Genomic DNA, 12,573 nt, shown 5'->3' with positions numbered 1-12,573 from the left:
AGCCACGCTCCCACAGGTTTAGTGTTGTGCACAAAGAATGTGTACGACGCGGACCTTGTGGGAGCGGGCTTGCCCGCGATGCTTTTGAGGGAAGAGGTCCAAAATACGGGGCTTCCAAGGTCTTATAGAATTTTTGCTCTAAAATGACCGTTTGTTTGTCTTGAGTCATTAAAGTGACCGTGAAGGCTGTTTTAGGCTCTAGTCGGCCCTTGGCAAAGCTGCTACTCTCGGCGCGTTTTGTGACTTCTCGGCCTTGTAAAAGCCAGACTCACCAATAATCAAACATCAATAATAATCGCATCAAATGCGGTATTTGAATTCGCGTTGCTGAGGAGTGGGCTTCCATGATCGAAGACTTTTGGAAGGATAAGTACCCAGCTGGAATTGCTGCCGAGATCAATCCAGACGAGTATCCGAATATTCAGGCAGTGTTGAAGCAATCCTGCCAACGCTTCGCTGACAAACCGGCATTCAGCAACCTGGGCAAGACAATCACCTACGGTGAACTGTACGAGTTGTCGGGTGCCTTTGCTGCTTACCTGCAACAGCATACCGATTTGCAGCCAGGCGATCGAATCGCCGTGCAATTGCCCAACGTGTTGCAGTACCCGGTCGCCGTTTTCGGTGCGATCCGCGCCGGGCTGATCGTGGTCAATACCAACCCGCTGTACACCGCGCGGGAAATGGAACACCAATTCAACGACTCCGGTGCCAAAGCCCTGGTCTGCCTGGCCAACATGGCGCATCTGGCCGAGACCGTGGTGCCGAAAACCGGCGTCAAGCACGTAATCGTCACTGAAGTGGCCGACCTGCTGCCGCCGCTCAAGCGCCTGCTGGTCAACAGTGTCATCAAGTACGTGAAGAAGATGGTCCCGGCGTATCACTTGCCCAAGGCCATCAAATTCAATGACGTGCTGAGCAAGGGCCATGGCCAGCCAGTGGCTGAAGCCAACCCGGCCAGCAGCGACGTTGCCGTGCTGCAATACACCGGCGGCACCACCGGCGTGGCCAAGGGCGCGATGCTGACCCACCGCAATCTGGTGGCGAACATGCTGCAGTGCAAGGCGCTGATGGGCTCCAACCTCAACGAAGGTTGCGAAATCCTGATCACCCCGCTGCCGCTGTACCACATCTATGCGTTCACCTTTCATTGCATGGCGATGATGCTGATCGGCAACCACAACATCCTGATCAGCAACCCGCGCGACCTGACGGCGATGGTCAAGGAACTGTCGAAGTGGAAGTTCAGCGGTTTCGTCGGCCTTAACACGCTGTTCGTTGCGCTGTGCAATAACGAAGCGTTCCGCAAGCTGGATTTCTCCAGTCTGAAAATCACCTTGTCCGGCGGCATGGCCTTGCAACTGGCTGCGGCCGAACGCTGGAAAGCGGTCACCGGTTGCCCGATCTGCGAAGGTTACGGCATGACCGAAACCAGCCCGGTGGCTACGGTGAACCCGAGCCAGAACATCCAGATCGGCACCATTGGTATTCCAGTGCCTTCGACTCTGTGCAAAGTCATCGACGATGCCGGTGTTGAACAGCCGTTGGGCGCCATCGGTGAACTGTGTGTGAAAGGTCCGCAAGTCATGAAGGGCTACTGGCAGCGTCAGGACGCCACCGATGAAATACTCGACAGCGAAGGCTGGTTGAAGACCGGTGACATCGCGCTGATCCAGCCTGACGGTTACATGCGCATTGTCGATCGCAAGAAAGACATGATCCTGGTCTCCGGTTTCAACGTGTACCCCAATGAGCTTGAAGACGTGCTGACGACCCTGCCGGGCGTGCTGCAATGCGCGGCCATCGGAGTGCCGGACGAGAAGTCGGGGGAGGCGATCAAGATTTTCATCGTCGCCAAACCGGGCGTGACCCTGACCAAGGAGCAGGTGATGGAGCACATGCGCGCCAACGTCACCGGCTACAAAGTGCCCAAAGCCGTGGAGTTCCGCGACGCGCTGCCGACCACCAACGTCGGCAAGATCCTGCGACGCGAACTGCGCGACGAAGAGCTGAAGAAACTGGGCGTGAAGAAAGTCAGCGCCTAGTCAAACAAAAAGCCCCGCAGATGCGGGGCTTTTTGTTTAAAGAGGTATCAAGAGCGCTTTTGTGGCGAGGGAGCTTGCTCCCGTTCGGCTGCGCAGCAGTCGTAAACGCTGTCATCAGGTGAATCGAGGTGCCTGATTTGGGGGCGCTGCGCACCCCAGCGGGAGCAAGCTCCCTCGCCACAATAGTTCTCAGTACAGACGGGTGGTTACTGCCGGAACTGCGCGAAATCAACGTTGGTACCTGCCGGGCGCATGTCCTGCAGGTAGGAGTCCTTGTCGGCGCTCAGTTCCAGGCTCAGGGCTGCCTTGCGCTTGCCTTGGTTGCGCACCACCAGGCCTTCGAGTTTCTCGCGCAGGAACACCGTCGGCACTTTCAGGTGCAGCAGTTCGTCGGTATCCGGGGTGTGCATCAGCAAGTGAATCCATTCGTACTGACCAACGGCCAGGCGCGCGACCGGAATATCGAACCAGAAGATATTGCGGTTGCGGTTCAATTCGGTGAAATGGCAGTTGTTGACGCCAAGCACTGCACCGCCGAGTTCCTGATTTCTGCGGGCAATGGCCAGTTTTTTATCGAGTTTCATAACGTTCCTACGGGATTGGATCTTCAGCGCCATGGCCTGAATACGTTGCGCATTCTCGGGGCAAAGCCTGTAAACATAAAGCCTGATCTGCGAAATGTCCGGTTAATAAATAAATGAAACTCCGCGTAAAGGCCCCCGGTCAACCCTTGTGTAACCATTTTCCCCGTTGAAATGTTCACAGGAGAAATGCCATGAGCAGCACCGGCGATAAAGTTAAAGGTATGGCAAACGAAGCGGCCGGCAACGTCAAGCAAGGCGTCGGCAAGGCCACCGGCAACGAAAGACTGCGCTCCGAAGGCGTGGCGCAGGAGAGGAAAGGCGAAACCCAGCAAGCGATCGGCAAAGCCAAGGATGCTCTTAAAAAAGGCATCGACAAGGCGTAATCCGGACTTTGACGAGTAATAGAAACGGCCATCCACGGATGGCCGTTTCTGTGTCAGCTTGAACTTGAGTAAGGAAATTGTTTCAAAGTCGCCAAGTAGGCTACTTTGTTGTAGAAAACGGCCCTTGAGTCGCCATGACTTCAACCTTTTTGCGGCGAAAGGAGACGCTAATGTTTTTTCCGACCATGAAAGGTTTGCCCCTGCATCGGGTGATGATGCGCACGGTCACCGAGTTCGTCGACGACGAGATGTCGACCTATGCCTCGGCACTGGCCTATCAAATGCTGTTCTCGCTGTTCCCTTTCATCCTGTTCCTGATCGCCCTGATTGGCTTCCTGCATTTGCCGGACTTCTTCTCCTGGCTGCGCCTGCAATCAGAACTGGTTTTGCCGCCCCAGGCGCTGGAGCAGGTGAACCCGGTGATCGACCAGCTCCAGCAATCCAAAGGGGGGCTGCTGTCGGTAGGTATCGTGATCGCCCTGTGGACCGCATCCGCCGGTGTGCGGCTAATGATGAGCGCGATGAATGCCGCGTACGACGTGGTCGAACGTCGTCCAGTCTGGAAACGCTTTCCGCTGTCGATTTTCTACACCATCGGCATCGCCGGCATGTTGCTGATGGCCGCCGCGCTGATGGTACTCGGGCCGCAGGTGATGGGCTGGATCGCCGCGCAAGTCGGCCTTGAAGATTTCATCGTGACTGTCTGGACCATCGTTCGCTGGCCGGTGGTGGTGATTCTGCTGATGATGGCGGTGGCGCTGATTTACTACGTCATGCCCGACGTCAAACAAGAGTTTCGCTTTATCACCCCGGGTGCGGTGTTGTCCGTGGTGGTCTGGATCATCGCTTCGCTGGGCTTCGGTCTCTACGTCAAAACCTTCGCCAACTACAACGCCATGTATGGCAGTATCGGCGCGATCATCGTGTTGCTGCTGTACTTCTATATTTCCGCCGCAGTGTTGTTGCTCGGCGCGGAAATGAACGCGGTGATCGAGCACATGTCATCCGAAAACAAGAAACACGGCGAAAACGTGCCCGAAGAACCCAAACACCACGTTTCGGGACTGGGACGGGACCACTCAATCAAGCCGACCACTGACGAAGCCATAAAATGATCCGTGAAATTCTGAAAATGGGCGATGAGCGCCTGCTGCGTATTGCCCCACCGGTGCCGGCAGAAATGTTCGACAGCCCAGAGTTGTGGCAGCTGATCGACGACATGTTCCAGACCATGGAAAGCGTCGGCGGGGTTGGCCTGGCTGCGCCGCAGATCGGTGTCGACCTGCAACTGGTGATCTTTGGTTTTGAACACAGCGAACGCTATCCGGACGCCGAAGCGGTGCCGCAGACGATTCTGATCAATCCGTTGATCACGCCATTGAGCCCGACCCTCGAAGAGGGTTTCGAAGGCTGCCTGTCGGTGCCGGGCCTGCGCGGGGCGGTGGATCGTTATCAGCAGATTCGCTATGAAGGTTTCGATCCCAAGGGCGAGCCGATCGTGCGCATCGCCTCGGGATTTCACGCGCGGGTGGTGCAGCATGAATGCGATCACCTGATCGGCCGTTTATACCCGTCGCGTATCAGTGATTTCAGTAAGTTCGGGTTTACCGAGGTGATGTTCCCGGATCTCGATCCAGCGGCGGACGATTAACCTGTCAGACACCGCCGAACCTGTGGGAGCGGGCTTGCCCGCGATAGCAATCTGTCTGACAACATTCATGTTGAATGTGCCGGCCTCATCGCGGGCAAGCCCGCTCCCACAGGTATCTCCACTGTTCAGGCCGCACGCGGTTCCAGCCCCATGGCAATCATCGGTTTGCTGCGCGCATAACGGCTCAACCGTTCAGCCATCGCGTAGGGCAGGGGCGGGTCGAACGTAAAGCCGCGATGCTCATAAAAGCCACGTAAATCCGGATGACAGAACAGCCAGACCGGCTCTTCGAGATGCTTGACAGCGTGGGCGATCAACGTCGCGGCGATCCCTTGCTCGCGACAGCGCGGGTCGACGAACAGCCCGGTCAGCCAATGCCCGCCGGCCACTGGCCGCAAACATAACGCCGCAATGATTTCATCGCGTTTTGCCACCCACAGCCGAGCGTCGCGGACAGCTTTCATCGACGATTGGTGGGCGCGGTAAAATTTGTTCATCAACGGCCATAGCGGCTCGTCGAGCAAGGTGTACTGGGTGTTGGGCATGGCCTGGACTGTCAGTGTGCAAAGCGGGTGATTATAAAAGAACGCCGGCTCAGGGATAGGTGTATACCTGATCTCACATCCCCTATGAGTGGAGTACGTATCATGTCCAAAGGCATGGATTCAAAGAAAGCGGCAAAGAAGAAGCCGGCGAAAACCGCCGATGAAAAACGTTCGGACAAGAAGGCCAAGAAGGTGGGTGTGTTCGGTCACTGATCCCGCGTCAACGGAGCCCGAGTCCTCGGGCTCCTGCTTTTTACGTCTATCGAAATAACCAGACAATCTGCAAGAAACCCCGGTGCCGTTGCACAGAGAGGGATAGGTTCCCATTCTGAGCAAAGCCATGCCCCATTACTTTGACGCTGTCCATCGTGAAGAAATCGAAACCCTGCGCCAACGCCTGACCGCTCGCACCGAGTGGCCGACCTGGCTGCTGTTGGTCGGCGTATACGTCGGCTGGTTCACCATTGTTCTGGGCAGTGACCGATTGGGTTTGTGGTGGAGCACGTTGTTGCTGATTCCACTGTTGGTTTTGTGGTTGTCGGTGCAGCACGAATTGCTGCACGGCCATCCCACCCGTTGGCAAACGCTGAACAAAGCCCTCGGCTATGCGCCATTCGCGGTCTGGTATCCCTACACCCTGTACCGCGACAGTCATTTGCGGCATCACCGCGACGAGGACCTGACCCTCCCCGGTCGCGATCCGGAAAGCCGTTACCTGAGCGCTGAACAGTGGCAACGTAGTTCGTTGTTCGAACAGAGCCTGCACTGGCTGAACAAAACCGTGTTCGGGCGCTTTGTCCTCGGTGCGCCACTGGCCTTGCTGGCGCTGGCCCGGGAAGAGCTGCAACGGCTAAAAACGGGTGAGCGCCAAGCCTGGTTGATGTGGCTGACCCACGGCGCGCTGACGCTGTTGATGCTGACGTTCATCGCGCGCTACAGCGCGTTGCCAGTCTGGCATTACCTGTTGCTGATCAGCGTGCCGGCGCTGTCGATTGCGATGATCCGCTCCTACTATGAACACCGTCCCCACGTGCAACCCGAGCAACGCACCGTCATCAACGAAGCTGCATGGCCGTGGCGCTGGCTGTTCCTGAACCTCAACCTGCACCTGGTGCATCACGACTTGCCGGGCCTGTCCTGGTACGACTTGCCACGGGTCTATCACGCTCGTCGCGAGCAATGGCTGGCGCGCAGTGGCGGGTTTGTGGTGCAGGGTTATGCTCAGTTGGTGCGTCAGTATGGGGTGAAGGCCATCGACAGTCCGCGGCATCCGTTTAGTTGATGCATGGTCACCATTGAACCCTGTGGGAGCGGCGGTGCGGCGATCCCACAGGGTTACTTGTTGTCTGGAAGATTTTGATGACTCAACACCTCGCGAAATTACTGATGTACGTCGCCCCCGAGCCGATCCGCGCGGCGAGTGAGCGCTGGCTCTCGCGCATCCTTGAACACTTGGGTCATGCCCGTTTGAGTGCCGAAGGGCTGTCGCTGATGGACCTTTGGCTGTCCCCGCACCTATTGCTGGCCCAGACCTGCGGCTATCCGCTGATGACGCAACTGCGCGGTAAAGTTCGGGTTATCGGTCGTCCTCGTTACGAACTTCCGGATAGCAACGGCGGTAACCATTGCAGCCTGTTACTGACACGCGCCGATGATCCTCGAAGAACCTTGTCAGCCTTGCGCGGCAGTCGCTGTGTGATCAACGGTGAAGACTCCAACAGTGGCATGAACCTGTTGCGCCATCGATTGGCACCGTTGCAGCGCGATGGGGAGTTTTTGGCAACCGTCGCCATCAGCGGCAGCCACCGCGAAAGCCTGCGTTGGTTGCGTGATGACCTGGCGGACCTGGCCGCCATCGACAGCGTGACCTTCGCCTATCTCGCGCAATATGCGCAGGCGGAGGTCGAAGGCCTGCGGGTGTTGGCACGTACGGCGTTCAGCCCGACGTTGCCCTACATCGCAGCCGCTGGTACCACCGATGAGCAGGCTGAACAGCTTCGACGGGTGATGAACACGTCATTGCGTGAGTTGCCCGATGTCGCGCAAATCCTCGGGCTGCAAGAAGTGCTGCCGGCCACCGAAAGCGACTATCAAGTCATTCTCGATTATCAGCAGGAGGCCGAAGCGCTGGGGTACGGGCGGTTGCGATGAGGCTTGAGACTTGAGACTTGTGCCCACAGTTACATCAATCGCGGGCAAGCCACGCTCCCACAGGATTTCGGTGAACTAGTGGGAGCGTGGCTTGCCCGCGATAGCGATGTGTCAGGCGTCGCTTATTTAAATTCATTAATGGAATATAAAAATTCGTTTTAAGTATTTTTAATGAATAAGGCTCCTTGCTAGGATCGCGCCACCGGATCACCGGACAGTCAGCGACCCCTAACCATGGAGCCTCTATGTCCGGCGCCGACCTTTCTCATCGCAACGACGTGGGCGGATTGTTCCGCGCCCACTACGCCTGGCTGTGCGCACGGCTGCGCCGATACCTGGGAGCCAGTCCCGGCGTCGAAGACATCGCTGCCGAGACCTTCGTGCAGTTGCTCGAATCGCCAGGCCTGACGCCAATTCGCGAACCTCGCGCCTTGCTCACCACCATTGCCCATCGGTTGATTTATCAGCTGTGGCGCCGTCGCGATCTGGAACGCCAGCACCTCGATCAGCTATCGCCGATTGACCCGCTCGGCGGACCATCGCCTGAAGATCTGGCGCAGTTTTCCCAGACTCTGACGCGCCTGGATCGAACCCTCGACCGCTTGCCGGGAAAGGTCAGAGCCACCTTCCTGCTGTCGCGAATCGATGGCCTGACCTACCCACAAATCGCCGCCGAACTGGGCATTTCCCTGCGCTCGGTCAGCGTCTACATGACCCGCTCCCAAGCACTGTGCGCCCAGCACAGCGCCAACGAACCCTTGAACCGACCACCTTTGACCCAGAGGTCCGCATGAGATCGATCAAAACCCTGCTCGGCAGTTCGCTGCTGGCCCTGAGCCTTGTGGCTGGGCCCGTTCCGGCCGCAGAAAAAACCACGCCCATCCACTTCGGTGACATCACTTGGGAAAGTGGCAGCCTGATCACCGAGATCCTGCGGTTGATCGTCGAGAAAGGTTACGGCTACCCGACCGACACCTTGCCGGGCAGTACCGTCAGCCTCGAAGCAGCCTTGGCGAAGAACGATATTCAAGTGATCGGCGAAGAGTGGGCGGGGCGCAGTCCGGCTTGGGTCAAGGCGGCATCGGAGGGCAAAGTGTTTGGCTTGGGCGACACGGTCAAAGGCGCAACCGAAGGTTGGTGGGTGCCGGAATATGTGATCAAGGGCGACCCGGAACGCGGCATTAAACCTTTGGCGCCGGAGCTGAAATCCGTCGCCGACCTGGCGCGCTACAAGGACGTGTTCCGCGACCCGGAAGACCCAAGCCGCGGACGTTTCCTCAACAGCCCGACTGGCTGGACGTCGGAGATCGTCAACAGCCAGAAACTCAAGGCTTATGACCTGACTGCCAGCTACGTCAACTTCCGCACCGGTTCCGGCGCGGCGCTGGACGCCGAGGTCGCTTCATCGATCCGTCGTGGCAAACCGGTACTGTTTTACTACTGGTCGCCGACGCCACTGTTGGGCCGCTTCAAACTGGTGAAACTCGAAGAACCGCCGTTCGACGCGCAAGCCTGGAAGACCCTGGCCGATGCCAACAACCCGAACCCCAAGGGCACGCGTTCGATGTCGGCCAGCCTGGCCATCGGCGTGTCGGCGCCGTTCAAGGCGCAATATCCGGACTTGGTGGCGTTCTTCGAAAAGGTCGATTTGCCGATCGATCTGCTGAACCAGACCCTCGGGCAAATGAGCGAAAAACGCCAGCAACCGCGTCAGGTCGCTGAAGCATTTTTGCGCGATCAGCCGCAGGTGTGGAAGGGCTGGGTGCCGGGGGAGGTGGCCACGAAGGTGAGTGGGAGTTTGTAAGTTCACCTGGTGTTTCTATGGTGCATGAACCACCGCTATCGCGAGCAGGCTCGCACATTGGGTAAATGTCGGTCACAAATGGATGGGCCGACATAAATTCCCTGTGGGAGCGAGCCTGCTCGCGATTGATCTAACGCCTTATACCAATTCCGCAGCCAACGCCGCTTTCACGCTTGGCCGCGAATCAACCCTGGCCTGAAATTGCGCCAACGCCGGCCATTGATTCAAATCGATGCTAAACAACTGCGTCCAGCGCAACACGGTAAACAGATAAGCATCAGCAATACTGAATCCGCCAGCCAGCAAATAATCCTGTCTCTCCAGCGTCTGACTCAACACGAAAAAACGCTTGAACAGCTTCTCTTTGATGAGCACCTTCACGTCATCCGGAAACTGCGAATTGAACAGCCAACCCAGCCCGCCATGAATCTCGGTAGAAACGAAATTCAGCCACTCCTGCAAACGTACCCGCTCGAACGTCCCGTTTGCCGGTGCCAGGTTCGCCTCGGGCCGTAGATCCGCCAGGTACTGCAGAATCGCCGGGCCTTCGGTCAGCACATCACCATTTTCCAGCTGCAATGCGGCGACGTAGCCTTTGGGATTAATGGCCAGGAAGTCCTCTCCGGTGACGGTTTGCTTGGTGCTGTTGTCGATTCGGATCAACTCGAACGGCAAATCCAGTTCGCGCAGCACAATGTGCGGCGCCAATGAGCAGGCTTGCGGGGCGTAATACAACTTCATGGGCAGGGCTCTGGTTGCGGGTTTGCGCCAGTGTCATAGTGCGCGGCACGCTCGGTAAAATTAATCTTTCAGAACACTGCCATTAGGAAAGCTACTGCCATGATGAACCTGATGCACTGGCGAATGGTGGTGGCGGTGGCCGATACCGGCAACATCACCCGGGCCGCCGAGCGGGTCGGAATGACCCAGTCCGGTGCCAGTCAGGCGCTGGCACTGATCGAAGAAACCCTGGGCGTTCAGCTGTTCAGCCGGGAAAACCGTCAGACCTTGCCGACAGCCATCGGCTTGCCTGTGATCGAACAGGCGCGAACCATGCTGGGTGCCCTCGAAAACATTCGCAGTACCGTCGACGCCACTAAAGATATCCAGCGCGGGACAATTCGCCTGGCCAGTTTCCCGTTGGTGCTGGCGACCTTTCTGCCGCCGCTGCTGCGCCAGTTCAGTCGGCTGTATCCCGGCATTCAAGTGGTGGCGCTGGAGGTCAGCGACGATGAAGTGGAAACGTTGCTCGGCGCCGGACTGGTGGATGTCGGCGTGGTGTTGAACCCGGCGCCCGCGCGCAATGCCGGTCGTTTGGGGCGTGATGCCTGGGTAGCAGTTCTGCCCGGTGGCCATTCCTTGGCGCGACGCTCGAATGAAGAGGGCGTCTCACTGGCGGAACTGGCGGAGCAACCCTTTGTGCTGGCCACCGGCGGCTGTTCGACCAATGCCCGCAGCCTGGCCGCCGATGCCAGGTTGCAGTTGCAGGATGTGCGGGCCGAGGTGCGTGAATGGAGCAGTGCGTTCACCCTGGTGCGGGAAAACATCGGCGTGACCCTGGTGCCGGAAATGACCCTGCCGGCCAATCGCCAAGGTTTGCGCGTAGTGCCTGTGACACCACGTATCGATCGCGAGTTTGCGTTGGTGGTTGCGCCCAATAAAGAACCTTCGGCGGCGGTGCGGGCGTTGTTGGGCATGCTCGCAGATCATCAGTTTTCGGCTGGCTAGCCAGGGAACCGAAAGAGGCCCATTGACGGGTAATGCCAGTCAGTTCAGAGCAATCCATGTGGGAGCGGGCTTGCTCGCGAAGACGGCGGCACAATCAACATCGATGTCACCTGATACACCTCTGTCGTCGGAACGCCGCCGAGCGGCAGAGGTCGACCGCACACCCTCGGGTTACAGCGCAAGAACCACGTTGCCCGGATTCTGGAGAAGCACCGTCAAGAAAACCCAATAGGAATGTCGAACTCCTGAAACGCATCATCCACCGGCCTATAACCCAACACCCGGGTAGTTTCACTGAGGTCCAGGCGTTTGAAACGGTTATTGGAAATACCGTGGGCGATCAGGTGTTGCACACCTTTGACCTCTACCGAGAGTTGCAGCAACTGCACTGCATCACGAGGGCTGAGCCATGCGCTCAGGTCGCGAGCGTTGGTCAATTCGTGACGGTCCGCAAACTCGAAAGCGCCGATGCGTATGGCGATGGTCGAGAGGTTGTGTTTGGCAGCGTAGAACGCACACAACGCTTCGCCATAACACTTGCTGACGCCATACAGATTGGCCGGCATCACCTGCATGCCCGGTGTGATCTGCCGGTCCACCGGATAGCCCTCGATGGTCTGCGCGCTGCTGGCGAACACCAACCGCTGACAACCCGCCGCCACGGCGGCTTCGAACAGGTAAGTGGTGGCCAGAATATTGTTGGGCAGTAACTCATCGAAAGAGGCGGTGGCGTGAGGGATGCCGGCCAGATGCACGATGACGTCGATGCCTTTCAGCACTTCGCTTGTGGCGGTGAGGTCGGACAGGTCCAGGCGTACAAAGCGATGCGGTGCATCGACATTGAAGTCGGGCTCGATGCGATCCGTCAGCACGAAGGTGTAGCGGTCCTGCGAAGCTTCGAAAAAGGTTCTGCCAATTCTGCCGCAGGCGCCGGTCAGCAGTACGTTGAGTCCATTCATGGCTTTCTCTTTTTATGGAAGGGTAGAGGGGGCGGGTGTGGCGTTATGGCACGCCGTTGCAAGCGTGTTCCATGAAACCCGGCCGCAGTGCCAGTCGTTGGCAATAGGCGTCGACGGCGGGGTAGTCCGGGCGTTCCATCGGTGTCATGCGCCAGCGGTTGATCGACAGCCCGATGAGAATATCGGCCAGTGTGAAGCGTGGTCCGGCAACATACGCATCGGTTGCCGCGAGTTGCTGTTCGAGGATGCCCATTTTCGCGTTCCAGCCGCGAACGCCATCAGCAATCCGCTGCGAGTCTTGAAAGTTCGGCACTTGCCGCACCAGCGCAAAAAAGGCGTAGCCCCACGACGGATTGAGTTCGGTGGCTTGCCAGTCCATCCACTGCTCCACGCGAGCGCGAGCCGCCGGTTCGATGGGCAACAGGTCAGTGTTTTGGTGTTTACCGGCCAGGTACCGGCAAATGGTGTTGGACTCCCACAGCACGCCGGCTTCGTCGATGAGCACCGGCACCTGTGCGTTGGGGTTGAGCTGGAGAAATTCCGGGCTCTGGGTCGACGCGAAACCGCTACCCCAGTCTTCGCGTTCGTATGAAACGCCCAGTTCGTCGCAGGTCCACAGGACTTTTCTGACGTTGATTGACGAGGCCCGACCCAAAATCTTCAGCGTATGTCCCATTGAGCTACTCCGTTTGCTGTTCCAGGTATCGGAATCTAGCACGCGGA

Annotated in this window: 14 protein-coding genes; 9 read left to right on the top strand and 5 right to left on the bottom strand. The window is 58.0% G+C overall.

Annotated features, from left to right (window positions below; translation table 11 throughout):
* The first annotated feature begins 344 nt into the window (after positions 1-344).
* Positions 345-2,045 (top strand): long-chain-fatty-acid--CoA ligase FadD1, encoded by a 1,701-nt coding sequence (fadD1, locus tag AB3226_RS07725; protein WP_367372644.1) that lies wholly within the window; start codon positions 345-347, stop codon positions 2,043-2,045.
* A gap of 206 nt (positions 2,046-2,251) precedes the next feature.
* Here the strand turns inward: fadD1 and AB3226_RS07720 are convergent, their stop codons facing one another.
* A complete protein-coding gene (locus tag AB3226_RS07720; RefSeq protein ID WP_095054314.1) occupies positions 2,252-2,629 on the bottom strand; it encodes a hypothetical protein in 378 nt (125 codons plus the stop codon).
* A gap of 191 nt (positions 2,630-2,820) precedes the next feature.
* Between AB3226_RS07720 and AB3226_RS07715 the strand changes: the two genes are divergently transcribed.
* The 3 genes from AB3226_RS07715 to def all read left to right on the top strand — a co-directional run bounded on the left by AB3226_RS07715 (position 2,821) and on the right by def (position 4,663).
* A complete protein-coding gene (locus tag AB3226_RS07715) occupies positions 2,821-3,012 on the top strand; it encodes a CsbD family protein (RefSeq protein WP_095054313.1) in 192 nt (63 codons plus the stop codon).
* Between the two features lie 170 nt (positions 3,013-3,182).
* Positions 3,183-4,127, top strand: coding sequence for a YihY/virulence factor BrkB family protein (locus AB3226_RS07710; RefSeq protein WP_367372643.1), 945 nt, complete (start codon positions 3,183-3,185; stop codon positions 4,125-4,127).
* Complete coding sequence (gene def / locus AB3226_RS07705) at positions 4,124-4,663, top strand: peptide deformylase (protein WP_008009487.1); 540 nt, start codon at positions 4,124-4,126, stop codon at positions 4,661-4,663. Before AB3226_RS07710 ends, def begins: the two co-directional genes overlap by 4 nt.
* 125 nt (positions 4,664-4,788) lie before the next feature.
* Here def and AB3226_RS07700 read toward each other — a convergent pair whose 3' ends face one another.
* On the bottom strand, positions 4,789-5,208 hold the full coding sequence (locus tag AB3226_RS07700) for a GNAT family N-acetyltransferase (RefSeq protein ID WP_367372642.1): 420 nt from the start codon (positions 5,206-5,208) through the stop codon (positions 4,789-4,791).
* Positions 5,209-5,548: 340 nt separating this feature from the next.
* On the opposite strand from AB3226_RS07700, the gene AB3226_RS07695 reads away from it, so the two are divergent.
* The 4 genes from AB3226_RS07695 to AB3226_RS07680 all read left to right on the top strand — a co-directional run bounded on the left by AB3226_RS07695 (position 5,549) and on the right by AB3226_RS07680 (position 9,163).
* The gene (locus AB3226_RS07695; protein ID WP_367372641.1) at positions 5,549-6,490 is read left to right on the top strand and encodes a fatty acid desaturase; all 942 of its coding nucleotides are present in this window, start codon (positions 5,549-5,551) and stop codon (positions 6,488-6,490) included.
* Between the two features lie 77 nt (positions 6,491-6,567).
* On the top strand, positions 6,568-7,359 hold the full coding sequence (locus AB3226_RS07690; protein ID WP_367372640.1) for a phosphate/phosphite/phosphonate ABC transporter substrate-binding protein: 792 nt from the start codon (positions 6,568-6,570) through the stop codon (positions 7,357-7,359).
* 245 nt (positions 7,360-7,604) lie between these two features.
* Positions 7,605-8,153, top strand: coding sequence for a sigma-70 family RNA polymerase sigma factor (locus AB3226_RS07685; protein ID WP_367372639.1), 549 nt, complete (start codon positions 7,605-7,607; stop codon positions 8,151-8,153).
* Complete coding sequence (locus AB3226_RS07680) at positions 8,150-9,163, top strand: ABC transporter substrate-binding protein (protein WP_367372638.1); 1,014 nt, start codon at positions 8,150-8,152, stop codon at positions 9,161-9,163. The genes AB3226_RS07685 and AB3226_RS07680 overlap by 4 nt, the downstream gene beginning before the upstream one ends.
* Before the next feature lie 138 nt (positions 9,164-9,301).
* Here AB3226_RS07680 and gstA read toward each other — a convergent pair whose 3' ends face one another.
* Complete coding sequence (gene gstA / locus AB3226_RS07675; protein ID WP_367372637.1) at positions 9,302-9,904, bottom strand: glutathione transferase GstA; 603 nt, start codon at positions 9,902-9,904, stop codon at positions 9,302-9,304.
* A gap of 99 nt (positions 9,905-10,003) precedes the next feature.
* Here gstA and AB3226_RS07670 point away from each other — a divergent pair, with 99 nt between their 5' ends.
* Entirely contained in the window at positions 10,004-10,891 is an 888-nt protein-coding gene (locus AB3226_RS07670) for a LysR family transcriptional regulator (RefSeq protein ID WP_367372636.1), read from the top strand.
* A gap of 215 nt (positions 10,892-11,106) precedes the next feature.
* Here the strand turns inward: AB3226_RS07670 and AB3226_RS07665 are convergent, their stop codons facing one another.
* On the bottom strand, positions 11,107-11,850 hold the full coding sequence (locus AB3226_RS07665) for an NAD-dependent epimerase/dehydratase family protein (RefSeq protein WP_367372635.1): 744 nt from the start codon (positions 11,848-11,850) through the stop codon (positions 11,107-11,109).
* Between the two features lie 43 nt (positions 11,851-11,893).
* Positions 11,894-12,526 (bottom strand): glutathione S-transferase family protein, encoded by a 633-nt coding sequence (locus AB3226_RS07660; protein ID WP_367372634.1) that lies wholly within the window; start codon positions 12,524-12,526, stop codon positions 11,894-11,896.
* Positions 12,527-12,573: the final 47 nt, after the last annotated feature.

The organism is Pseudomonas lini (assembly GCF_964063345.1).
Classification (GTDB): Bacteria; Pseudomonadota; Gammaproteobacteria; order Pseudomonadales; family Pseudomonadaceae; genus Aquipseudomonas; species Aquipseudomonas lini_B.
The sequence above is the reverse complement of the archived record's forward strand: the minus strand, read 5'-3'. Positions and strand labels throughout refer to the sequence as shown.

Coding starts and splice junctions, on each gene's coding strand:
- AB3226_RS07670 (WP_367372636.1), top strand. CDS start 10,004: ATGATGAACCTGATGCACTGGCGAATGGTGGTGGCGGTGGCCGATACC.
- AB3226_RS07720 (WP_095054314.1), bottom strand. CDS start 2,629: ATGAAACTCGATAAAAAACTGGCCATTGCCCGCAGAAATCAGGAACTC.
- AB3226_RS07715 (WP_095054313.1), top strand. CDS start 2,821: ATGAGCAGCACCGGCGATAAAGTTAAAGGTATGGCAAACGAAGCGGCC.
- AB3226_RS07690 (WP_367372640.1), top strand. CDS start 6,568: ATGACTCAACACCTCGCGAAATTACTGATGTACGTCGCCCCCGAGCCG.
- fadD1 (WP_367372644.1), top strand. CDS start 345: ATGATCGAAGACTTTTGGAAGGATAAGTACCCAGCTGGAATTGCTGCC.
- AB3226_RS07695 (WP_367372641.1), top strand. CDS start 5,549: ATGCCCCATTACTTTGACGCTGTCCATCGTGAAGAAATCGAAACCCTG.
- AB3226_RS07710 (WP_367372643.1), top strand. CDS start 3,183: ATGTTTTTTCCGACCATGAAAGGTTTGCCCCTGCATCGGGTGATGATG.
- AB3226_RS07685 (WP_367372639.1), top strand. CDS start 7,605: ATGTCCGGCGCCGACCTTTCTCATCGCAACGACGTGGGCGGATTGTTC.
- def (WP_008009487.1), top strand. CDS start 4,124: ATGATCCGTGAAATTCTGAAAATGGGCGATGAGCGCCTGCTGCGTATT.
- AB3226_RS07680 (WP_367372638.1), top strand. CDS start 8,150: ATGAGATCGATCAAAACCCTGCTCGGCAGTTCGCTGCTGGCCCTGAGC.
- gstA (WP_367372637.1), bottom strand. CDS start 9,904: ATGAAGTTGTATTACGCCCCGCAAGCCTGCTCATTGGCGCCGCACATT.
- AB3226_RS07665 (WP_367372635.1), bottom strand. CDS start 11,850: ATGAATGGACTCAACGTACTGCTGACCGGCGCCTGCGGCAGAATTGGC.
- AB3226_RS07660 (WP_367372634.1), bottom strand. CDS start 12,526: ATGGGACATACGCTGAAGATTTTGGGTCGGGCCTCGTCAATCAACGTC.
- AB3226_RS07700 (WP_367372642.1), bottom strand. CDS start 5,208: ATGCCCAACACCCAGTACACCTTGCTCGACGAGCCGCTATGGCCGTTG.